The sequence below is a fragment of the Enterobacter sp. YSU genome (assembly GCF_016082135.1).
GTDB lineage: Bacteria > Pseudomonadota > Gammaproteobacteria > Enterobacterales > Enterobacteriaceae > Enterobacter > Enterobacter hormaechei_C.
The window spans coordinates 1,741,011-1,763,989 of the sequence record NZ_CP059487.1 but is presented as its reverse complement, the minus strand read 5'-3'; the positions used below and the strand labels follow the sequence as shown (position 1 = coordinate 1,763,989).

Below are 22,979 nucleotides of genomic sequence, written 5' to 3'. Positions count from 1 at the left end.
CTTAAATAAGAGCCTGCGTTTCAGGGAAGCCGAAACGAATATTTGCACACTGCATTGCCTGTGCGGCAGCGCCTTTGAGTAAGTTATCTTCTGCGGCGACCACAATCAGATGCTCGCCCTGCACGGCAAAGCCGATGTCGCAGAACGGCAGGCCAACCACGTTTTTCAACGCCGGCACGCCTTTTTCATACAGGCGCACCAGCGGTTTATCCGCATACGCCTGCGTGAAGACCTCGCTCACCTGTTCTTTGGTCACACCCGGCTTCAGGCGGCAGGTAATGGTTTCGAGGATCCCACGTGGGAAGCTGCCGAGGTGCGGGGTGAAAATCACGTCCGCGCCCAGATGGGTGGTGATTTCAGGGTGATGGCGGTGATTAAACACGCCATACGGCTGAAGGCTCACTTCGCAGAAGCTGTTGGAGATCGCCGCTTTGCGCCCGGCGCCGCTCACGCCACTGGTGGCGTTGATCACCGGCCACTGATTCAGATCCAGCAGACCGGCGTCGATCAGCGGCTTCAGGGAAAGCTGCGCCGCCGTCGGGTAGCAGCCCGGCACGGCAATCAGATCCGCTTCTTTCAGTTTGTCAGCGCTCCACTCCGCCAGGCCGTACACCGCTTTTTCGAGCAGATCCGGGTGCTGATGGGTGAAACCGTAATATTTTTCGTAGAACGCGCTGTCGTTAACGCGAAACGCGCCGGAGAGATCAAAGACCACGCAGCCGGCGGCTAAAAATTGCGGTGCCAGGTCGTGGCTAACTTCATGCGCCGTGGCTAAAAACACAACGTCAACGCCGTCGGTGAACTCGCTGATGTCAGACATGGGCTGCAAAGGCAAATCAACCACGCCCTTAAGTTGTGGATGCAAATCGGAAATTAACTTTCCGGCATCATTGCTTTGCGCTGACACGGTCAAAGCGGTTATGGTCATATGAGGGTGGCGATTTACGTAGCTTACAAGCTCTGCGCCCGCATAACCGCTAGCGCCTACAATCAGCGTATTCAACATCGGGTTCCTTTATGCTCAACGATAATGTATTTTTATTCACATTTATTGCATGAATATTGATACTATCACGACCTAAGGTGTGTCAACAATGAAAATGAACTTACCGCCATTTATCGAGATTTACCGCGCCCTGATTGCCACACCCTCCATCAGCGCGACGGAAGAAGCCCTGGATCAGAGCAATGAGTCTTTAATCAATCTGCTGGCGGGTTGGTTTAGCGATCTTGGATTTAACGTTGAGGTTCAGCCCGTCCCCGGAACACGCCACAAATTTAACCTGCTCGCCAGTACCGGACATGGCGCGGGCGGCCTGCTGCTGGCTGGCCACACTGACACCGTGCCGTTTGATGATGGCCGCTGGACGCGCGATCCGTTCACGCTGACCGAACATGACAACAAACTCTACGGTTTGGGCACCGCCGACATGAAAGGCTTTTTCGCCTTTATCCTCGACGCGCTGCGTGACGTGGACGTGACAACCCTGAAAAAGCCGCTCTACATTCTGGCGACCGCCGATGAAGAGACCAGCATGGCGGGCGCACGTTATTTCTCTGAAAACACATCGATTCGCCCGGACTGCGCGATCATCGGCGAACCGACCTCTCTGCAACCGATTCGGGCGCACAAAGGCCATATTTCTACCGCGGTGCGCGTGCTCGGACAGTCCGGCCACTCCAGCGATCCGGCGCGCGGCGTGAACGCCATCGAGCTGATGCATGACGCGATTGGCCGCATCATGACCCTGCGCGACGATCTGAAAGAGCGTTATCACTACGAGGCGTTCACCGTGCCGTATCCGACGCTAAACCTCGGCAGCCTGCACGGCGGTGATGCGTCCAACCGTATCTGCGCCTGCTGCGAACTGCATATGGATATCCGTCCTCTGCCGGGCATGACGCTAAGCGATCTGGATGGCTTACTGAACGAAGCGCTGGCACCGGTCAGCGAGCGCTGGCCGGGCCGTCTGACGGTCTCCGAACTGCATCCGCCGATTCCAGGCTACGAATGTCCGCCTGACCATCAGCTGGTTCAGGTGGTGGAAAAACTGCTCGGCGAGAAAACCGACGTGGTGAACTACTGCACCGAAGCGCCGTTTATTCAGACGCTGTGTCCGACGCTGGTTCTGGGCCCTGGCTCCATCAACCAGGCCCACCAGCCGGACGAATATCTCGAAACCCGCTTCATCAAGCCCACTCGCGAACTCATTACCCAGGTTGTGCATCACTTCTGCTGGCATTAAAAACGCACCGAACAGTCCCCTCTCCCTGTGGGAGAGGGTTAGGGTGAGGGCAACAAATCGCATGATCTTCGTCACATTCCCATAAGCATCTCTTATCTGACGCAATACGAATTAAATTTCGTAAATTGCCCACATTTATTCGTTTGCTGAACCGTTTTCGCAGCAATTGACGACGGGGGTTTTACGTGGCTTTATAAAGGGAGATGACAAAATAATGTCCAGAAGATTTTCGCATGGGCATAAACAAAAATGATGGGGTGACTGGGTTTTTATGAACGAACAATATTCCGCGTTGCGTAGTAATGTCAGTATGCTCGGCAAAGTGCTTGGAGATACCATCAAAGACGCACTGGGGGAGAACATCCTCGACCGCGTTGAAACCATCCGCAAGCTGTCCAAATCTTCCCGCGCCGGTAACGAGGCCAATCGTCAGGAGCTGCTCACCACCTTGCAGAACCTCTCTAACGATGAGCTGCTGCCCGTTGCCCGCGCCTTCAGCCAGTTTCTGAACCTGGCAAACACCGCTGAGCAATACCACAGCATTTCGCCAAAAGGCGAAGCGGCCAGCAACCCGGAAGTCATTGCCCGCACCCTTCGTAAACTCAAAGACCAGCCCGACCTCAACGAAGCGACCATCAAAAAAGCGGTAGAATCCCTTTCGCTGGAGCTGGTGCTGACCGCACACCCAACCGAAATCACCCGTCGTACGCTGATCCACAAAATGGTGGAAGTGAACAACTGTCTGAAGCAACTGGATAACAAAGACATTGCCGACTACGAACGTAACCAGCTTATGCGCCGTCTGCGCCAGCTAATTGCCCAGTCCTGGCACACGGATGAAATTCGTAAGCATCGCCCAAGCCCGGTCGACGAAGCCAAATGGGGCTTTGCGGTGGTGGAAAACAGCCTGTGGGAAGGGGTCCCCAACTACCTGCGCGAGCTGAACGAACAGCTGGAAGAGAACCTGGGCTACCGCCTGCCGGTTGATTTTGTTCCGGTGCGCTTCACCTCCTGGATGGGCGGCGACCGCGACGGCAACCCGAACGTAACGGCGGAAATCACCCGCCACGTCCTGCTGCTGAGCCGCTGGAAAGCGACCGACCTGTTCCTGAAAGATATTCAGGTGCTGATCTCCGAGCTGTCGATGGTGGAAGCCACGCCGGAACTGCGCGCGCTGGCCGGTGAAGAAGGCGCCAGCGAACCGTACCGTTTCCTGATGAAAAAACTGCGCGGTCAGCTGATGGCCACTCAGGTCTGGCTGGAAGCGCGCCTGAAAGGCCAGCGCCTGCCGAAGCCGGAAGGTCTGCTGAGCCAGAACGAACAGCTTTGGGAGCCGCTGTACGCCTGCTATAAATCGCTCCAGGCCTGTGGGATGGGCATCATTGCCAACGGCGAACTGCTCGACACCCTGCGCCGCGTGAAGTGTTTCGGCGTGCCGCTGGTGCGTATCGACGTTCGTCAGGAAAGTACCCGTCATACCGAAGCACTGGGCGAGCTGACCCGCTACCTCGGCATCGGCGACTATGAAAGCTGGTCAGAAGCCGACAAACAGGCGTTCCTGATCCGCGAGCTGAACTCCAAGCGCCCGCTGCTGCCGCGCAACTGGGAGCCAAGCAACGACACCCGCGAAGTGCTCAACACCTGTAAAGCGATCGTGGATGCGCCGAAAGGATCGGTGGCCGCCTATGTGATCTCCATGGCGAAGACCCCGTCCGACGTGCTGGGCGTTCACCTTCTGCTGAAAGAAGCGGGCATTGACTATGCTCTGCCAGTGGCCCCGCTGTTTGAGACCCTCGACGACCTGAACAACGCTAACGACGTGATGACCCAGTTGCTGAACATCGACTGGTATCGCGGCTTTATTCAGGGCAAACAGATGGTGATGATTGGCTATTCCGACTCCGCGAAAGATGCGGGCGTGATGGCAGCCTCCTGGGCGCAGTATCAGGCGCAGGATGCGCTAATCAAAACCTGCGAAAAAGCCGGTATTGAACTGACCCTGTTCCACGGACGCGGCGGCTCCATTGGTCGTGGCGGTGCGCCTGCACACGCAGCGCTGCTCTCTCAACCACCAGGAAGCCTGAAAGGCGGCCTGCGCGTGACCGAGCAGGGCGAGATGATCCGCTTCAAGTACGGCCTGCCGGAAGTGACCATCAGCAGCCTGTCGCTCTATACCAGTGCGATCCTGGAAGCCAACCTGCTGCCGCCGCCGGAGCCAAAAGAGTCCTGGTGCCGGATCATGGACGAGCTGTCTGACATCTCCTGCGACCTCTATCGCGGCTACGTGCGTGAAAACAAAGACTTTGTGCCTTACTTCCGCTCAGCAACGCCTGAGCAGGAGCTGGGTAAACTGCCGCTGGGTTCGCGCCCGGCCAAGCGTCGCCCGACCGGCGGCGTTGAATCCCTGCGCGCCATTCCGTGGATCTTCGCCTGGACGCAAAACCGTCTGATGCTGCCGGCCTGGCTGGGTGCCGGTGCGGCGCTGCAAAAAGTGGTGGAAGACGGAAAGCAGAGCGAACTGGAAACCATGTGCCGCGACTGGCCGTTCTTCTCTACCCGTCTGGGCATGCTGGAGATGGTCTTCTCGAAAGCCGACCTGTGGCTGGCGGAATACTACGATCAGCGTCTGGTGAAACCAGAGCTGTGGGCGCTGGGTAAAGAGCTGCGCGAGCTGCTTGAAGGCGATATTAAAGTGGTGCTGGATATCGCTAATGACTCCCACCTGATGGAAGACCTGCCGTGGATCGCCGAGTCTATCCAGCTGCGTAACATCTACACCGACCCGCTGAACGTTTTACAGGCTGAACTGCTGCACCGTTCGCGTCTGGCGGAGGAGGAAGGTAAAGAGCCGGATCCGCGCGTTGAACAGGCGCTGATGGTAACGATAGCAGGCGTTGCGGCAGGTATGCGCAACACCGGTTAATGCTCAGTGCCCGGCAGCGCTACGCTTGCCGGGCACTTCTCGATCTTCCCCCTTCCCTGATCTCCCCCTCAATCTTTGCCACCGTTAAGGCAATCACGTTTCCCTTAGACGTAGCGCAACAAATGACCGGCACGCCGGGAGTAGAGTCACTCTTAGTGCAGTTCGAACAGGACAGAATTTACCTCAAACACTAAGGGAGTAATGTTATGGACCGTGTGATTCAATCCCCGGGAAAATACATCCAGGGCGCAGATGTTCTCACTCGCCTCGGCGACTACCTGAAGCCGCTGGCAAATCGCTGGCTGGTGGTGGGCGATAAATTTGTGCTGGGTTTTGCTGAAGAAACCCTGCGCCAGAGTTTTAAAAAAGCCGGACTCCATGCCGAAATTGCACCATTTGGTGGCGAATGTTCGCAAAATGAAATCGATCGCCTGAAAAAGCTGGCCGACAGCGCTGACTGTCTGGCGGTGCTGGGTATCGGCGGCGGAAAAACGCTGGATACTGCCAAAGCGCTGGCCCACTTTATGGACGTGCCGGTGGCCATTGCCCCGACCATTGCCTCCACCGATGCGCCGTGCAGCGCCCTTTCCGTGATTTATACCGACAGCGGCGAGTTCGATCGCTACCTGATGCTGCCGCACAACCCGAACATGGTGATTGTCGATACCAAAGTGGTGGCGGGCGCACCTGCGCGCCTGCTGGCCGCCGGGATTGGCGATGCCCTGGCAACCTGGTTTGAAGCGCGTGCCTGCTCACGTAGCGGCGCGACGACCATGGCGGGCGGCAAGTGCACGCAGGCAGCGTTAGCGCTGGCAGAGTTGTGCTACAACACGCTGGTTGAAGAGGGCGAGAAAGCGATGCTGGCGGCGGAACAGCACGTGGTCACACCGGCTCTGGAACGCATTATCGAAACCAACACCTATCTCAGCGGCGTGGGCTTTGAAAGCGGCGGGCTGGCGGCGGCGCATGCCATTCACAACGGCATGACGGCGGTGCCGGATGCGCATCATTTCTACCATGGTGAAAAGGTCGCGTTCGGCACGCTGACGCAACTGGTACTGGAGAACGCGCCGGTTGAAGAAATTGAGACCGTCGCCGCGCTTTGCCACAGTGTTGGGCTGCCGATCACGCTGGCGCAGCTGAATATCAAAGAGGATATTCCGGCCAAAATGCGGCTGATCGCGGAGGCGTCCTGTGCCGAAGGGGAAACCATTCACAACATGCCTGGCGGCGTAACGCCGGATCAGGTCTATGCGGCGCTGCTGGTGGCGGACCAGTACGGACAGCGATTCTTGCAGGAGTGGGAGTAACGAAAAAAGCCGGGTGGCGCTGCGCTTACCCGGCCTACATGGCACTTTAATTTGCAGGCCGGGTAAGGCGTAGCCGCCACCCGGCACAATGGTTACTTCACATCAAACCGGTCCAAATCCATCACTCGCGCCCATGCGGCAACAAAATCACGAACGAACTTCTCGTGTGCATCACTGCTGGCGTAAACTTCGGCCAGCGCACGCAGGACGGCGTTTGAACCGAAGACCAGATCGGCGCGGGTCGCGGTGTATTTCACTTCCCCGCTGGCGCGATCGCTACCGGCAAACAGCTCGTTTGAGTCGTCGGTCGCTTTCCACTGGGTGTTCATATCCAGCAGATTAACGAAGAAGTCGTTGCTCAGCACGCCCTCGCGGTTGGTAAACACGCCATTCTTGCTGCCATCGAAGTTTGCACCCAGTACGCGCAGACCGCCGATCAGCACCGTCAGTTCCGGCGCGGTCAGGGTCAGCTGCTGGGCTTTGTCGATCAGCAGCGACTCCGTAGTGGACACATCCACCTGCGCACGGTAGTTGCGGAAACCGTCAGCAACCGGTTCGAGCAGGTTAAACATCTCGATGTCCGTCTGGTCCTGACGCGCATCTACGCGGCCCGGGGTGAACGGTACGTTGACGTAAACGCCCGCGGCTTTCGCCGCCTGCTCAACGCCCACAACACCCGCCAGCACGATGATATCGGCCAGTGAGGCTTTATTAGTGGTGCGCTGGATTGCTTCCAGAGCCGGTAACGCCCGCACCGCCGCGGCGTTCACATCCCAGTCGCGCTGAGGCGCCAGCGCCAGACGCGCGCCGTTAGCGCCGCCACGCTTGTCGCCGCCGCGGAAGGTCGATGCCGACGCCCAGGCCACGGAAACCAGCTCGCTCACGGAGAGACCAGAGGCCGCGATTTCCGCTTTCAGGCTTTCAATATCTTCCTGCGTCGGATGGAACACCGGTTGAGGCAGCGGATCCTGCCAAATCAGATCTTCTTTCGGTACTTCCGGGCCGATGTACCGCGCTTTTGGCCCCATATCGCGGTGGGTCAGCTTGAACCACGCGCGCGCAAAGGCTTCGTTGAAGGCCTGCGGATCGTTCAGGAAGCGACGGGAAATTTTCTCGAATTCCGGATCAAAACGCAGCGTCAGGTCGGTGACCAGCATGGTTGGCTTGCGTTTTTTCGACGGGTCGAACGGGTCAGGCATAATTTCCGGCGCATCCACGGCTTCAAACTGAATGGCGCCCGCCGGGCTACGCGTCTGCACCCATTCGTATTTGAACAGGTTCTCGAAGAAGTAATTGCTCCACTGGGTCGGGGTTTGAGACCAGATAACTTCCAGCCCAGAGGTGATGGCGTCAGCGCCAATACCGGTGCCGTGCGTGCTGGCCCAGCCCAGGCCCTGCGCTTCAATCGGCGACGCTTCCGGGTCAGTGCCCACGTGCGTGGCTTCACCTGCGCCGTGCGTTTTACCGAGCGTATGGCCGCCCGCAATCAGCGCGACGGTCTCTTCGTCATTCATGCCCATGTTGCCAAAGGTAGCGCGGATCGCCGCCGCCGCAGACAGCGGTTCACCGCTGGCGTTCGGCCCTTCCGGGTTAACGTAAATCAGGCCCATTTCGGTGGCCGCAAGCGGGCGCTTCGCCAGCGCTTCCGGGTCACGGTGGGTCAGCCAGGCTTTTTCATCGCCCCAGTTCACGTCCAGATCCGGTTCCCAAACGTCTTCACGCCCGGCACCGAAACCAAAGGTGCGGAAGCCGGAGTTCTCCAGCGCCACGTTACCCGCGAGGATAAAGAGGTCAGCCCAGGAGATTTTTTGTCCGTATTTTTGCTTAATTGGCCACAGCAGGCGGCGAGCCTTATCCAGGCTGACGTTATCCGGCCAGGAGTTCAGCGGTGCAAAGCGTTGCTGACCGCGTCCGGCGCCGCCGCGACCGTCAACGGAGCGATAGGTACCCGCACCGTGCCAGGCCATACGGATAAACAGGCCCGCATAGCTGCCCCAGTCGGCAGGCCACCACGGTTGTGAGTCGGTTAACAGTGCTTTGAGATCGCCCTTAAGGGCGGAATAGTCGAGCTTGCTGAATTCTTTGCGGTAGTCGAAGTCTTCACCCAGAGGGTTAGAACGGCTGGAGTGTTGATTAAGTAGATCGATGCGAAGTTGTTTAGGCCACCATTCTTTGCTGCCGGTACCTGCACCCGCGCTATGATCGACGCCGCCCTGGTGGAACGGACATTTGCCGGCGGATGCCGCGTTATTGGTCTCGTCTGACATGCTCATCGCTATGCTCCCTTTACAGTGTTACCGTTACGATATACACCACTAGCGATAAGAGATAGTTGAATTAATCCACAGATTCGATAGCTAATACCTTTTAACTCTCCGTTCGATTAAAAAACCCTCATTTTATGAGGGTTTTTTACTTTACAGCGCCGGGCGAACACCGAGCGTATGGCAAATGGCGTAGCTCATTTCCGCGCGGTTCAGGGTATAGAAATGGAAATCTTTCACCCCTTCGCGACTTAAAATCTTCACCATGTCCATCGCGATATTGGCCCCCACCAGCTTACGGGTTTCCGGATCGTCGTCCAGCCCTTCGTACATTTTGGACATCCACAGCGGAATGCGCACGTTGGTCATATCTGCGAATTTCTTCGCCTGTTTGAAGTTCGAGACCGGCAGAATGCCAGGAATGATTTCGACATCAATACCCGCCGAGACGCAGCGGTCGCGAAAGCGCAGGTAGCTTTCCACGTCAAAGAAGAACTGAGTAATCGCGCGGTTAGCACCGGCCTCCACTTTACGCTTCAGGTTGAGCAGATCCGCCTGGGCGCTTTTGGCTTCCGGGTGAACTTCAGGGTAGGCAGCCACGGAGATATCAAAGTCGGCAACGTCTTTCAGCAGCCCGACCAGATCGGCGGCAAACATCTCTGGCTTGCCGCTGCCTGGCGGGAGGTCGCCGCGCAGGGCCACAATGTGGCGAATGCCGTTATTCCAGTAGTCCTGGGCAATGGCGCGCAGCTCATCACGGGTGGCGTCGATACAGGTCAGGTGCGGTGCCGCTTCCAGACCGGTTCGATCTTTAATGCCCTTAATGATGCTGTGCGTGCGATCACGCTCACCGGAGTTGGCGCCGTAGGTTACGGAGACGAACTTCGGCTTCAGGCTGCTCAGGCGATCGATAGAGCTCCACAGGGTTTGCTCCATTTCACTGGTGCGCGGCGGGAAAAATTCAAAAGAGACGTTAATCTGGCCGTTTACTTCGGCCAGGCTCTGATTCAGGGCTTCCCGCTGGTTGGCGTGAAAAAAGCTCATACCTTACCTCTATCTTTCGCGTGTCGTTGTTTGTTGTGTTGTGAACTTCTATACGTTTAGACGTCCAGATGTAAAAATGACGGAAAAGCGAGATGACGTCAACAGAAATAATCACAATAACGGTGAGGTTTGTTCAGGGAAGATGAAGGGCGTTCATGATGGGGGTGAGTGCGGTCTGCTGCCCTCACCCTAACCCTCTCCCACGGGGAGAGGGAACAAGCGAAATTACAGCAGCTTAGCCAGACGATTAATATCAGACTGAATGGCTCCGGCGGTGACATCGCGTCCCGCGCCCGGGCCACGGATCACCAGCGGGTTATCGCGATACCAGCGGCTTTCGATGGCGAAGACGTTGTCGCACGGCAGGAGCGCCGCCAGCGGATGTTCAGGACGCACCGCCTCCACGCCCACGCGCGCTTTACCGTTCGCCTCGAAGCGCGCCACGTAACGCAGCACCAGGCCCATCTCGTTAGCCGCTTCCAGACGTTGCACCATCTGCTCGTTCAGCTCGTCGCCGTTCTCGAAGAAGTGATCGACGGACCCTTCCTCGCAGCCCGCAGGCACCAGCGACTCAACGCGTACCTGACCCGGCTCAATGTCGTAGCCGGCTTCACGCGCCAGGATCACCAGCTTGCGCATCACATCTTTACCGGCAAGGTCAACGCGCGGATCCGGCTCGGTTAAGCCCTGCTGCCACGCCTGATCCACCAGGTCGGTGAACGGAACGGTGCCATCAAACTGCAAAAACAGCCAGGAGAGCGTGCCGGAGAAGATCCCGCTCAGCGCCAGAATGCTGTCGCCGCTTTCAATCAGGTCGCGCACGGTATGGTTCACCGGCAGACCCGCGCCAACGGTGGCGTTATACAGCCAGTGACGGCCCGTTTTTTCGAATGCGTCATGGATCTGACGGTATTTATCAGTGCTGCTCGCGCCCGCCAGTTTGTTGGCGCTGATGACGTGGAAACCGTGGCTGGCGAAATCCAGATACTGATCGGCCAGCTGTTCGCTGGCAGTCACATCCAGCACCACCAGATCGTCGTACGGGTGCGCGCGCATCCACAGGAACAGCGACTCTTCATCCTGCTCAACCGCTTCATCGTTAAAGAAGGCCAGCGCCCGGCTGGCGTCCAGCCCTTCGTAGTTCAGCAGGCTGCGGCGGCTGTCCACCACCCCAGCCAGAATAAATTCAAACCCGGTACGCGCCGAAAGCGTTACCTGCTCGCGGGCGAACAGCTCCAGCCAGCGGGAACCGATATTCCCTTTCCCGAACAGTACCAGGCCGATGCGTTTTTCCGCGCGGAACAGGGAGGTGTGCAGACCCTGAATCAGGCTTTCGGTTGGCCCTTTACGCAGCACGGCAACCAGACTGATGCCCTCTTCCGACTGCCAGGTGAACTCCACCGGCTGACCTTTCAGTTGCTGCCAGAAGCGGTGGCAGTGGAGCGGGTTACGGGTGACGCCCGCGCCCACCATCGCCACCAGCGCCAGCCCCTGACGCAGGCGAAGCTCGCCCGGCAGGCCCGCTTCATCCAGAATTTTCAGGGCGCTGTCCACCACTTCAGCGGTATAGCAGAACTGCAACAGCTGACGATCGTTATGTATGCCAACGGCCAGCGGACGCACCTGGGCACGTTTCAGGATGGTGTCGATATCTTTGTGTGCCAGTTTGAAATCCTGGCCCGCAGGCACCTGGAACTCAATCAGGCAGATGTCATCATGGCTGGTGACAATGCGCGCGCCCGTGCCGGATGCCAGCACGCGTTCAATGCGGGTGGAACCCTGATCCGGCGTGTAGCTACAGCGTAGTTGCAGGTCGATGTCGCTGCCGGAAACCGGCTGTAGCGTGCGCGCGTGCAGCACCGGGGCCGCCAGACGCGCCAGTTCGCTCGCTTCGTCGAGACGCAGCAGCGGCAGCAGGCAGGCATCTTTTACTTTGCGCGGGTCCGCGCTGTAGACACCGGCCACGTCGCTCCAGATGGTGACGCGGGACACGCCCGCCAGGGCGCCAATCTGCGTTGCCGAGTAGTCAGAGCCGTTACGGCCCAGCAGAACGGTTTCGCCCGCGTTGCTGCGGCTGATAAAACCGGTGACGACAATACGTTTACCAGGATGTTGCACCAGCAGCTGTTGCAGCAGCGGGTAAGACAACCCTTCGTCCACCTGCGGCTGTGCGGCACGTTCGGCACGCAGGAAATCACGCGCGTCGAGCCAGGCGGCGTCCACACCAAGATGTTGCAGCACAGCGGCCATCAGGCGCGCAGACCACACTTCACCGTGGCCAACCACTTCCGCATACACTGCATCGGTAATGCCGCTGTCCAGCAGAGCGGCCAGACGCTCAAGGTCGTGCGTAAAAGCGCTAATCAGCCCGTCCGCCACGTCCGCAGGCAGCAAACCGGCAATCAGTTCACTCTGGTAACGACGTAAGGACTGTTGCACCTGATGCGCAGAGAGGCGATCGGTCTGGCTCAGTTTCAGCCAGCTAATCAACTGGTTGGTGGTGCTGCCCGCCGCAGAGACAACCATCATGTCCCCCGGCTGTGAATACTCGGTCATGATCCCTGCGACACGCAGGTAACATTTCACATCAGCAAGACTACTACCACCAAACTTGTGCAGCTGACGACCCTTCGTCCCTGCCTGCGCTATCACACTCATGATTACCCCTTGGCTGCGACCCGGAAGCCATTTTCCAGATCGGCAATTAAATCTTCAGAATCTTCAATACCGGTCGAGATACGCAGCAGCGTCTCGGAAATCCCGGCGGCGGCACGTGCTTCGGGTGCCATACCTGCGTGCGTCATGGTTGCGGCGTGGGAGATCAAGCTTTCTACTCCCCCTAAGGATTCCGCCAGCGTAAACAATGACAACCCGCTCAGGAAGCGACGCAGCGTTTGCTCGTCACCGTCCAGTTCAAAACTTAACATCGCGCCAAATCCTTTCTGTTGGCGCGCGGCAATCTCGTGCCCCTGGTTTTCCGGCAGCGACGGGTGATAAAGCTTCTTCACCAGCGGCTGGGTTTTCAGGAAATCCACGATCGCCTGGGCATTACGCTGCGCCACGTCCATACGCGGCGACAGCGTACGGATGCCGCGCAACAGCAAATAGCTGTCGAACGCGCCCGCGGTGACGCCAATGTTATTGGCCCACCATGCCAGTTCGGTGACTACCTCAGGATCTTTGGCAATCACCACACCTGCTACTACGTCAGAATGGCCGTTCAGATATTTAGTGCATGAATGCAACACCAGATCGGCGCCCAGTGCCAGTGGGTTCTGAAGGGCCGGACTGAGGAACGTATTATCCACTACACTTATTGCTCCCGCATCCCTTGCGAGCTGACAAATTTTCGCAATATCGACTACGCGCAACAATGGATTGCTTGGACTTTCCACCAGCACCAGCTTCGGCTGCTCGGCAAGCGCCTGTTTCAGCGCCTGTTCGTCGTTTTGATCGACAAACAGCACACGGTAGCAGCCACGTTTCGCCAGGCTATCAAACAGACGATAGCTGCCGCCATAACAGTCGTGCGGCGCCACCAGCAGATCGCCAGGTTTCAGGAACACCGTAGTCACCAGGTGAATGGCAGACATGCCGGTATTGGTTAATACCGCACCCGCGCCGCCTTCCAGTTCCGCCAGCGCGCGCTGGGTGACGTCACGCGTAGGATTGCCGCGACGCGAGTAGTCATGCGCGCGGGGTTCATTAAATCCGGTGAAATTATAGGTGCTGGAGAGATGAATTGGCGGGACAACGCAGCCGTACTGCTCGTCATCATTCAATCCGCTACGCACTGCGATGGTGGCCTGTTTACGCGTCATGGTGAGGCTTCCTGGCGAATGAGGTGAAAAGTCAGGCACCAGAGTAAACATTGAAAGTATGGACGTCAATACATCTGGACATCTAAACTTCTTTGCGTATAGATTGAGCAATGTGCAAATAGCCGTTAAAATTATATGCTTTAGGACACGCTACAGCGGCAATATCCGTGCCTCGGTATCGTCTCTACGGTAAACTACGCAAGATTACGGTTCAAAACTGATGGTTACCGGTTTTGCACCTTTAGATTAATGACTGAGAGGATTAAAGGTATCTCATGGCTGAATGGAGCGGCGAATATATCAGCCCATACGCTGAGCACGGTAAGAAGAGTGAGCAAGTCAAGAAAATCACGGTGTCCATTCCTCTGAAGGTGTTGAAGATCCTCACCGATGAACGTACGCGTCGTCAGGTGAACAACCTGCGTCACGCCACCAACAGCGAACTGCTGTGCGAAGCGTTCCTGCATGCGTTTACCGGCCAACCGTTGCCGAACGATGACGATCTGCGCAAAGAGCGCAGTGACGAAATTCCAGAAGAGGCGAAGGTGATCATGCGTGAACTGGGTATCGACCCGGATACGTGGGAATACTGATAAGCGGATACAAAAAAGGCACCTTGCGGTGCCTTTTTTTCGGGAAACTTATTTAGCGCCCGGGATGCTGAAACGCTTGTTGAAGCGGTCAACACGGCCACCGGTTGCAACATCACGCTGCTTACCAGTGTAGAACGGGTGGCATTTGCCGCACACGTCCAGGTTCAGATCGTGACCCACGGTAGAGCGGATCTGGATAGAGTTACCGCAAGAGCAGTTTGCAGTAATCATTTCGTATTTCGGGTGAATATCTTTTTTCATGGGAGAACCTCAGTTAAGGCCGCGTCGCTCTTCCAGCCCTAACGCCAGACACCACGCGATGTTGAATGTAAGTTCTTTGGCGTAAAATACACCAAAGGCGGCGAATCATACAGAATTTGACCAACGTATGCAAACTGATCCGCACGCCGCTTTCACTAATGTGTATACTAACGCGCCACTTTTCAAGTCAGGAAGATTCGATGCCCGTCGCTCACGTTGCCCTGCCCGTTCCGCTTCCCCGCACCTTTGACTACCTGCTGCCCGACAGCATGAGCGCTAAAGCGGGCTGTCGCGTGACCGTGCCGTTTGGCAAACAGCAGCGTGTGGGGATCGTGGTGTCCGTCAGCGAACACAGCGAACTGCCGCTTAACGAGCTGAAATCGGTTGTTGAGGTGCTGGACAGCGAGCCGGTTTACTCCACCAGCACCTGGCGACTGCTGCTGTGGGCGGCAGATTATTATCATCATCCGATTGGCGACGTGCTGTTCCATGCCCTGCCCATTATGCTGCGCCAGGGCAAGAGCGCCAGCCACGCACCAATGTGGTACTGGTTTGCCACCGAGCAGGGCCAGGCTGTGGACATTAACAGCCTGAAGCGCTCGCAGAAACAGCAGCAGGCGCTGGCCGCGCTGCGCCAGGGAAAAATCTGGCGCCATCAGGTCGACGAGCTTGAGGTAAGCGAAACCGCGTTGCAGGCATTAAGGAAGAAAGGGTTGAGCGAGCTGGCCAGTGAAGCACCTGCCCTTCACGACTGGCGCGACGGCTTTTCCGTCTCAGGCGATCGCCTGCGTCTGAATACCGAGCAGGCCACCGCCGTAGGCGCGATTCACAGCGCCGCCGACCATTTTTCCGCCTGGCTGCTGGCGGGCGTCACCGGCTCCGGTAAAACCGAAGTGTATCTGAGCGTGCTGGAAAACGTGCTCGCGCAGGGCAAACAGGCGCTGGTGATGGTGCCGGAAATCGGCCTGACGCCGCAAACCATCGCGCGTTTTCGTGAACGCTTTAATGCGCCCGTTGAGGTCCTGCACTCCGGCCTGAACGACAGCGAGCGCCTCAGCGCCTGGCTGAAAGCGAAAAACGGCGAAGCAGCAATTGTGATCGGCACCCGTTCATCGCTGTTTACGCCGTTTAAAAATCTCGGCGTTATCGTAATCGATGAAGAGCATGACAGCTCCTATAAACAGCAGGAAGGCTGGCGCTATCACGCCCGCGACTTAGCCGTGTACCGAGCCCACAGCGAGCAAATCCCCATTATTCTCGGGTCCGCCACCCCCGCGCTTGAAACGCTGCACAACGTTCGCCAGCGTAAATACCACATGCTGCGCCTGACGCGCCGTGCGGGGAATGCCCGCCCGGCCATTCAGCATGTGCTGGATTTGAAAGGCCAGCAGGTGCAGGCCGGGTTAGCGCCTGCGCTGATTAGCCGCATGCGCCAGCATTTGCAGGCGGGCAACCAGGTGATCCTGTTCCTGAACCGCCGCGGCTTCGCGCCTGCGCTGCTGTGCCACGACTGCGGCTGGATCGCGGAGTGCCCGCGCTGCGATCACTACTACACCTTCCACCAGGCTCAGCGCCATTTACGCTGCCACCACTGCGACAGCCAGCGTCCGGTCCCCCGTCAATGCCCGTCCTGCGGCTCAACGCACATCGTGCCGGTCGGTCTGGGAACGGAACAGCTTGAACAGGCGCTCGCGCCCTTCTTCCCGGACGTACCCATCTCCCGTATCGACAGGGATACCACCAGCCGTAAAGGGGCGCTGGAGCAGCAACTGGCGGAAGTGCATCGCGGCGGCGCGCGCATCCTGATTGGTACTCAGATGCTGGCGAAAGGGCACCACTTCCCGGACGTGACGCTGGTCGCCCTGCTGGACGTCGACGGCGCGCTGTTCTCCGCGGATTTTCGCTCCGCCGAGCGTTTCGCCCAGCTTTATACCCAGGTTGCCGGTCGCGCTGGTCGAGCGGGTAAGCAGGGCGAGGTGGTGCTGCAAACGCACCACCCTGAACATCCGCTGCTGCAAACTCTGCTGCACAAAGGCTATGACGCCTTCGCGGACCAAACGCTGGCCGAACGTCAGACGATGCAGCTTCCCCCATGGACCAGCCACGTTATCATCCGTGCGGAAGATCATAATAACCAGCAGGCTCCGCTGTTCCTGCAACAGCTGAGAAACCTCCTGCAAGCCAGCCCGCTGGTGGATAATCAGCTGTGGATTTTAGGCCCGGTACCCGCGCTCGCCCCGAAACGCGGGGGCCGTTTCCGCTGGCAACTGTTACTTCAGCACCCCTCGCGTATCCGTTTACAGCAGATCGTCAGCGGCACGCTGGCGCTGATCAATACCCTACCGGAAGCGCGAAAAGTGAAGTGGGTTCTTGACGTCGATCCGATTGAAGGCTGAAGATGGATCGAAAAATTTAATGCGCCTCACACTTTTTATGAAAATTCTGTAACCGATTCCATTAACTATCTGTAAAAATGGTGCTGTCCGCAGTTCGGTGTTCAGGCGAGGAGAAGACGTTGAAGTCCAGGAAAGAGGTTGCCTCGGCGACCATGAAAGACGTTGCCGAGAAAGCACAAGTCTCAACAGCAACCGTGTCCCGCGCATTGATGAACCCTGACAAAGTCTCCCAGGCGACCCGAAACCGGGTTGAAAAGGCGGCGCTTGAGGTCGGTTATTTCCCGCAAGCCATGGGGCGCAACGTTAAACGCAACGAATCCCGCACCATCCTGGTGATCGTGCCGGACATCTGCGATCCCTTCTTCAGCGAAATCATCCGCGGCATTGAGGTCACGGCCGCCGCCCAGGGCTATCTGGTGCTGATTGGCGATTGTGCTCACCAGAACCAGCAGGAAAAAACGTTCATCGACCTGATCATCACCAAGCAGATTGATGGCATGCTGCTGCTTGGCTCACGCCTGCCGTTTGATGCCAGCATTGAAGAACAGCGCAATTTACCGCCGATGGTCATGGCGAACGAATTCGCGCCGGAGCTGGAGCTGCCAACCGTTCATATCGATAACCTCACCGCCGCATTCAACGCCGTGAACTATCTTCAGGAACTGGGGCATAAGCGTATCGGCTGTATCGCCGGACCAGAAGAGATGCCGCTGTGTCATTACCGCTTGCAGGGCTACGTTCAGGCGCTGCGCCGTACTGGGGCTATCGTCGATCCGCACTACATTGCGCGCGGTGATTTCACCTTTGAAGCGGGCGGGCAGGCGCTGGAAAAATTGCTGGCCTTGCCAGAACCGCCCACCGCGGTCTTCTGCCACAGCGACGTGATGGCGCTGGGGGCGTTATCCTACGCCAAACGTCACGGCCTGCGCGTGCCGCAGGACCTGTCGATAATCGGTTTTGATAATATTTCACTTTCGGAGTTTTGCGATCCGCCGCTTTCGACCGTTGCACAGCCGCGGTATGACATCGGCCGGGAAGCGATGCTGCTTTTGCTGGATCAGCTGCACGGTCAATCAGTTAGCAGTGGGTCACGGCTACTGGATTGTGAGCTGATTGTGCGCGGCTCTACCCAGGCATTAACTTAAAGTAAATACCTTTCGACACCCTTATCTGGTCAAAGCCCCGTCGCTTAAGTAACATGGCGGGCTGACGAACGAATAAATACAGCGAAACGATAGTGGCACAACGAGATTATGTACGTCGCGGCCAGCCGGCACCTTCGCGACGCAAAAAGAGTAGTTCAAAAAGCAAGCAACGCAGCCTGTCTGCTGTCTCCCCAGCTATGGTCGCCATTGCTGCGGCTGTGCTGGTGGCCTTTATTGGCGGCCTCTACTTCATTACGCATCATAAAAAAGAAGAGTCTGAAGCCCTTCAGGGTAATAAGGTCGTCGGCAACGGCCTGCCGCCGAAGCCTGAAGAGCGCTGGCGCTACATTAAAGAGCTGGAAAGCCGCCAGCCTGGCGTACGTGCGCCTACCGAGCCTTCTGCCGGGGGTGAAGTAAAGAATGCCGATCAGCTGACGGACGAACAGCGTCAATTGCTCGCTCAGATGCAGGCGGACATGCGCCAGCAGCCTACGCAGCTGAACGAAGTACCGTGGAACGAACAAACCCCGGCGCAGCGTCAGCAAACCTTGCAGCGCCAGCGTCAGGCTCAGCAGCAAACGCAACAGCAGCAGTGGACGCAGACGCAGCCGGTGCAGCAGCCGCGTACACAACCGCAGCAGCAGACGCGTACCGTACAAACTCAGCCTGTCCAGCAGCAACCGAAGGCGCAGCCGCAGAAGCAAACGGCACAGCCGTATCAGGATCTGTTGCAGACGCCTACGCATACCACTGCGCAACAGCCAAAAACGCAGCAGGCTGCGCCGGTCACCAAAGAGACCGAGGCACCGAAGCAGACGGCTGAGAAAAAAGATGAACGCCGCTGGATGGTTCAGTGCGGTTCGTTTAAAGGCGCCGAACAGGCAGAAACGGTGCGTGCTCAGCTGGCATTTGAAGGATTTGACTCACGCATTACCACCAATAACGGCTGGAATCGCGTAGTGATTGGACCGGTCAAAGGCAAAGAAAACGCAGACGGCACCATTTCCCGTTTGAAAGTGGCTGGCCACACAAACTGCATTCGACTCGCCTCCGGGGGTTGAAACCCCCAAAATCCCCCCCATCTATCATTTAATTCAGCCCTGAGCACAGGCTCAGGGCTTCTGTTTCCCGAATCTGTAACCAGGGGGTCTGCTCGTGACAACAATAGTAAGTGTACGCCGTAACGGCCAGGTGGTAATTGCCGGTGATGGCCAGGCCACGCTGGGTAATACCGTCATGAAAGGCAACGTGAAGAAAGTACGTCGTCTTTATAACGACAAAGTGATCGCCGGTTTCGCAGGCGGCACGGCTGATGCCTTCACGCTGTTTGAACTGTTTGAACGCAAACTGGAAATGCATCAGGGTCATCTGGTGAAAGCCGCCGTTGAGCTGGCAAAAGACTGGCGTACCGACCGCATGCTGCGCAAGCTCGAAGCGCTGCTGGCCGTGGCTGACGAAAACGCCTCGCTGATCATCACCGGTAACGGCGACGTGGTTCAGCCTGAAAACGACCTTATTGCCATCGGCTCTGGCGGCCCGTACGCCCAGGCCGCAGCCCGTGCGCTGTTGGAAAATACCGACATGAACGCGCGCGATATCGCGGTGAAAGCGTTGGATATTGCAGGTGATATCTGCATCTATACCAACCACAATCACACCATCGAAGAATTACCGTCTAAAGCGTAAGGATCGCCCATGTCTGAAATGACCCCACGCGAAATTGTCAGCGAACTGAACAAACACATTATCGGCCAGGACGACGCCAAGCGCTCCGTGGCTATCGCACTGCGTAACCGCTGGCGTCGCATGCAGCTCGACGAAGAGCTTCGCCACGAAGTAACGCCAAAAAATATTCTGATGATCGGCCCGACCGGTGTGGGTAAAACCGAAATCGCCCGTCGTCTGGCCAAACTGGCTAACGCGCCGTTCATCAAAGTTGAAGCCACCAAGTTCACCGAAGTGGGCTATGTGGGTAAAGAAGTGGACTCCATCATCCGTGACCTGACCGACTCGGCGATTAAGATGGTGCGTGTCCAGGCAATTGAGAAAAACCGCTATCGCGCCGAAGAGATGGCCGAAGAGCGTATTCTCGACGTGCTGATCCCACCGGCAAAAAACAACTGGGGACAGGCTGAACAGCAGCCTGAACCTTCTGCTGCGCGTCAGGCATTCCGCAAAAAACTGCGCGAAGGCGAGCTGGACGACAAAGAGATTGAGATCGATCTCGCTGCCGCGCCAATGGGCGTGGAAATTATGGCGCCTCCGGGCATGGAAGAGATGACCAGCCAGTTGCAGTCCATGTTCCAGAACCTGGGCGGGCAGAAGCAGAAAGCGCGTAAGCTGAAAATCAAAGACGCGATGAAGCTGCTGATTGAAGAAGAAGCCGCGAAGCTGGTTAACCCGGAAGAGCTGAAACAGGATGCTATCGACGCGGTTGAGCAGCACGGTATCGTGTTTATCGACGAAATCGACAAGATCTGTAAGCGCGGCAACGCGTCCGGCCCGGATGTCTCACGCGAAGGCGTTCAGCGCGACCTGCTGCCGCTGGTGGAAGGTTGCACCGTCTCCACCAAGCACGGCATGGTTAAAACTGACCACATTCTGTTTATCGCCTCCGGTGCGTTCCAGATTGCCAGCCCGTCTGACCTGATCCCGGAACTTCAGGGACGTCTGCCAATCCGCGTCGAGTTGCAGGCGCTGACCACCGAAGATTTCGAACGTATCCTGACTGAGCCAAACGCTTCTGTGACCGTACAGTACAAAGCGCTGATGGCGACCGAAGGCGTGAACATTGAATTTACCGATGACGGTATCAAGCGCATCGCTCAGGCCGCGTGGCAGGTCAACGAAACCACCGAAAACATCGGTGCGCGTCGTCTGCACACCGTGCTGGAACGCCTGATGGAAGACATCTCTTATGATGCGAGCGACCTTAACGGTCAAAGCATTACCATTGACGCAGACTATGTGGGCAAACACCTGGATGCGTTAGTGGCAGATGAAGATCTGAGCCGTTTTATTCTATAATCGCGTTCAATGCATTTTCATCACTGTTGATGGGGGCTATGGCCCCCATTTTTATTGGCTAAATAACTATGACTGATATCAGCCGTACACAGGCGTGGCTCGAAAGTCTGCGCCCTAAAACGCTTCCTCTGGCTTTTGCCGCCATTATCGTCGGTACCACGCTTGCCTGGTGGCAGGGTCATTTCGATCCGCTGGTAGCAGGTCTGGCGCTTGTCACCGCCGGGCTGCTGCAAATCCTCTCTAATCTCGCCAATGATTACGGCGATGCGGTAAAAGGCAGCGACAAGCCTGACCGCATTGGGCCGCTGCGCGGGATGCAAAAAGGGGTGATTACCCAGGCACAGATGAAGCGGGCGCTGATTATCACCGTGGTGTTGATTTGCCTGTCCGGGCTGGCGCTGGTGACGGTCGCCTCGAAAACCACCAGTGATTTCATTGGCTTCCTGGTGCTGGGCTTACTCGCCATTATTGCAGCCATTACCTATACCGTCGGGACGCGTCCTTACGGGTATATTGGTCTGGGCGACATCTCCGTGCTGGTGTTCTTCGGCTGGCTGAGCGTGATGGGAAGCTGGTACTTACAGGCGCACACGGTGATCCCTGCCCTGTTCCTGCCGGCGACCGCCAGTGGTCTGCTGGCGACGGCGGTGCTGAATATCAATAATCTGCGCGACATCGACAGCGACCGCGAGAACGGTAAAAACACGCTGGCCGTGCGTCTGGGTCCGGTGAATGCACGCCGCTATCACGCCTGCCTGCTCATCGGCGCGCTGGTCTGCCTGGCGCTGTTCAATCTGATTTCGCTGCACAGCCTCTGGGGCTGGCTGTTTGTGCTCGCCGCACCGCTGCTGATTAAGCAGGCCCGCTACGTTATGCGTGAACTCAGCCCGGCCGCCATGCCACCGATGCTGGAACGTACGGTAAAAGGCGCGCTGTTGACTAACCTGCTGTTCGTCATCGGGATTGTCTTAAGCCAGACGCTGAGTTAGCTGACAAATATCAATTAACAATTGATGATTTTGCCAACAACGCATTTCGCACGATATACTGAACACATTCGCAGCAACAGAGCGTTAAACCTATGAAATACGATACCTCCGAGCTTTGTGACATCTACCAGGAAGATGTCAACGTCGTTGAACCCCTGTTCTCCAACTTTGGTGGACGGTCGTCGTTTGGCGGACAAATCATCACGGTGAAATGTTTCGAGGACAACGGGTTGCTGTACGATCTGCTCGAAGAGAACGGCCGTGGCCGCGTTCTGGTGGTCGACGGCGGCGGTTCCGTGCGCCGTGCATTGATTGATGCTGAACTGGCGGGAATTGCCGTCCAGAACGAGTGGGAAGGCATTGTGGTGTACGGTTCCGTGCGTCAGGTGGACGATCTCGAAGACCTGGATATCGGGATTCAGGCCATCGCGGCCATACCGGTAGGCGCAGCGGGCGACGGCATCGGCGAAAGCGACGTGCGCGTCAATTTCGGCGGCGTGACCTTCTTCTCGGGCGACCACCTTTATGCTGACAATACCGGCATTATCCTTTCTGAGGATGCGCTGGATATTGAGTAGTTAATCGGTAAGCGAGATGCATAAAAAAACCGCCAACAGCAATGTGGCGGTTTTTTTTGTCCCTCGGGATTCGCGGTCCGTTGGGACGTCTTACAGACTAACACCAAGGAACTTCATCATACTCTCGCCCAAACCTTGGGCAACCCTTCCTAACCTTTATAAAATCCTAATTGTCTGTGAATACCTTAACTACCTGGTTGATGCTCATTATGATACCGCGTCCCTTTCCGCCATCTCGCAAATGGGCATCGGTCCAGGGAAAGGTGTATTCACTACCGTAAAGCAGGCTAACATCAAGGCTTGTGTCCACCGACTTATCACCGGTGGTGAACGGTGGAGCGGTAAGCAGCAGGGACCGCATAATGAAACGCTATTTATGTAT

At 57.2% G+C, this 22,979-nt stretch carries 17 protein-coding genes; 11 read left to right on the top strand and 6 right to left on the bottom strand.

The features are described 5' to 3' along the window. Nucleotide 1 precedes the first annotated feature (1 nt). On the bottom strand, nucleotides 2-1,006 hold the full coding sequence (argC, locus tag H2Z33_RS08510; protein ID WP_045907104.1) for an N-acetyl-gamma-glutamyl-phosphate reductase: 1,005 nt from the start codon (nucleotides 1,004-1,006) through the stop codon (nucleotides 2-4). An 88-nt stretch (nucleotides 1,007-1,094) separates the two neighbouring features. Here argC and argE point away from each other — a divergent pair, with 88 nt between their 5' ends. From argE to gldA, 3 genes are all read left to right on the top strand, one after another. Continuing rightward, nucleotides 1,095-2,246 (top strand): acetylornithine deacetylase, encoded by a 1,152-nt coding sequence (gene argE, locus H2Z33_RS08505; protein ID WP_015569956.1) that lies wholly within the window; start codon nucleotides 1,095-1,097, stop codon nucleotides 2,244-2,246. A 271-nt stretch (nucleotides 2,247-2,517) separates the two neighbouring features. Then, nucleotides 2,518-5,169 carry a phosphoenolpyruvate carboxylase gene (ppc, locus tag H2Z33_RS08500; protein WP_032672225.1) on the top strand — a complete coding sequence of 884 codons (2,652 nt, stop codon included), beginning with the start codon at nucleotides 2,518-2,520 and terminating at the stop codon, nucleotides 5,167-5,169. 206 nt (nucleotides 5,170-5,375) lie between these two features. After that, complete coding sequence (gldA, locus tag H2Z33_RS08495) at nucleotides 5,376-6,479, top strand: bifunctional L-1,2-propanediol dehydrogenase/glycerol dehydrogenase (protein ID WP_058687692.1); 1,104 nt, start codon at nucleotides 5,376-5,378, stop codon at nucleotides 6,477-6,479. A gap of 92 nt (nucleotides 6,480-6,571) precedes the next feature. Here the strand turns inward: gldA and katG are convergent, their stop codons facing one another. The 4 genes from katG to metB form a co-directional block, all read right to left on the bottom strand. Beyond that, a complete protein-coding gene (gene katG, locus H2Z33_RS08490) occupies nucleotides 6,572-8,752 on the bottom strand; it encodes a catalase/peroxidase HPI (protein ID WP_017383105.1) in 2,181 nt (726 codons plus the stop codon). 144 nt (nucleotides 8,753-8,896) lie between these two features. Beyond that, complete coding sequence (gene metF / locus H2Z33_RS08485; RefSeq protein ID WP_003862045.1) at nucleotides 8,897-9,787, bottom strand: methylenetetrahydrofolate reductase; 891 nt, start codon at nucleotides 9,785-9,787, stop codon at nucleotides 8,897-8,899. Nucleotides 9,788-10,012: 225 nt separating this feature from the next. Next, complete coding sequence (locus H2Z33_RS08480) at nucleotides 10,013-12,445, bottom strand: bifunctional aspartate kinase/homoserine dehydrogenase II (RefSeq protein WP_063135454.1); 2,433 nt, start codon at nucleotides 12,443-12,445, stop codon at nucleotides 10,013-10,015. 2 nt (nucleotides 12,446-12,447) lie between these two features. Beyond that, a complete protein-coding gene (gene metB, locus H2Z33_RS08475) occupies nucleotides 12,448-13,608 on the bottom strand; it encodes a cystathionine gamma-synthase (protein WP_015569951.1) in 1,161 nt (386 codons plus the stop codon). A gap of 275 nt (nucleotides 13,609-13,883) precedes the next feature. On the opposite strand from metB, the gene metJ reads away from it, so the two are divergent. Continuing rightward, nucleotides 13,884-14,201 (top strand): met regulon transcriptional regulator MetJ, encoded by a 318-nt coding sequence (gene metJ, locus H2Z33_RS08470; protein ID WP_006179183.1) that lies wholly within the window; start codon nucleotides 13,884-13,886, stop codon nucleotides 14,199-14,201. Between the two features lie 48 nt (nucleotides 14,202-14,249). Here metJ and rpmE read toward each other — a convergent pair whose 3' ends face one another. Further along, on the bottom strand, nucleotides 14,250-14,462 hold the full coding sequence (rpmE, locus tag H2Z33_RS08465; protein ID WP_003862040.1) for a 50S ribosomal protein L31: 213 nt from the start codon (nucleotides 14,460-14,462) through the stop codon (nucleotides 14,250-14,252). 200 nt (nucleotides 14,463-14,662) lie between these two features. Between rpmE and priA the strand changes: the two genes are divergently transcribed. The 7 genes from priA to rraA all read left to right on the top strand — a co-directional run bounded on the left by priA (nucleotide 14,663) and on the right by rraA (nucleotide 22,597). Beyond that, complete coding sequence (gene priA, locus H2Z33_RS08460) at nucleotides 14,663-16,858, top strand: primosomal protein N' (protein WP_063135453.1); 2,196 nt, start codon at nucleotides 14,663-14,665, stop codon at nucleotides 16,856-16,858. Between the two features lie 119 nt (nucleotides 16,859-16,977). Further along, nucleotides 16,978-18,003, top strand: coding sequence for a DNA-binding transcriptional regulator CytR (cytR, locus tag H2Z33_RS08455; RefSeq protein ID WP_017383100.1), 1,026 nt, complete (start codon nucleotides 16,978-16,980; stop codon nucleotides 18,001-18,003). 92 nt (nucleotides 18,004-18,095) lie between these two features. After that, nucleotides 18,096-19,064 (top strand): cell division protein FtsN, encoded by a 969-nt coding sequence (gene ftsN, locus H2Z33_RS08450; protein ID WP_047062224.1) that lies wholly within the window; start codon nucleotides 18,096-18,098, stop codon nucleotides 19,062-19,064. A gap of 94 nt (nucleotides 19,065-19,158) precedes the next feature. After that, nucleotides 19,159-19,689: an ATP-dependent protease subunit HslV gene (gene hslV, locus H2Z33_RS08445; RefSeq protein ID WP_003862036.1), complete on the top strand. Its 531-nt coding sequence runs from the start codon at nucleotides 19,159-19,161 to the stop codon at nucleotides 19,687-19,689. Nucleotides 19,690-19,698: 9 nt separating this feature from the next. After that, complete coding sequence (hslU, locus tag H2Z33_RS08440; RefSeq protein WP_015569947.1) at nucleotides 19,699-21,030, top strand: HslU--HslV peptidase ATPase subunit; 1,332 nt, start codon at nucleotides 19,699-19,701, stop codon at nucleotides 21,028-21,030. Between the two features lie 62 nt (nucleotides 21,031-21,092). Then, the gene (menA, locus tag H2Z33_RS08435; RefSeq protein WP_114503653.1) at nucleotides 21,093-22,019 is read left to right on the top strand and encodes a 1,4-dihydroxy-2-naphthoate polyprenyltransferase; all 927 of its coding nucleotides are present in this window, start codon (nucleotides 21,093-21,095) and stop codon (nucleotides 22,017-22,019) included. Between the two features lie 92 nt (nucleotides 22,020-22,111). Further along, nucleotides 22,112-22,597 (top strand): ribonuclease E activity regulator RraA, encoded by a 486-nt coding sequence (rraA, locus tag H2Z33_RS08430; RefSeq protein ID WP_015569946.1) that lies wholly within the window; start codon nucleotides 22,112-22,114, stop codon nucleotides 22,595-22,597. Nucleotides 22,598-22,979 lie beyond the last annotated feature (382 nt).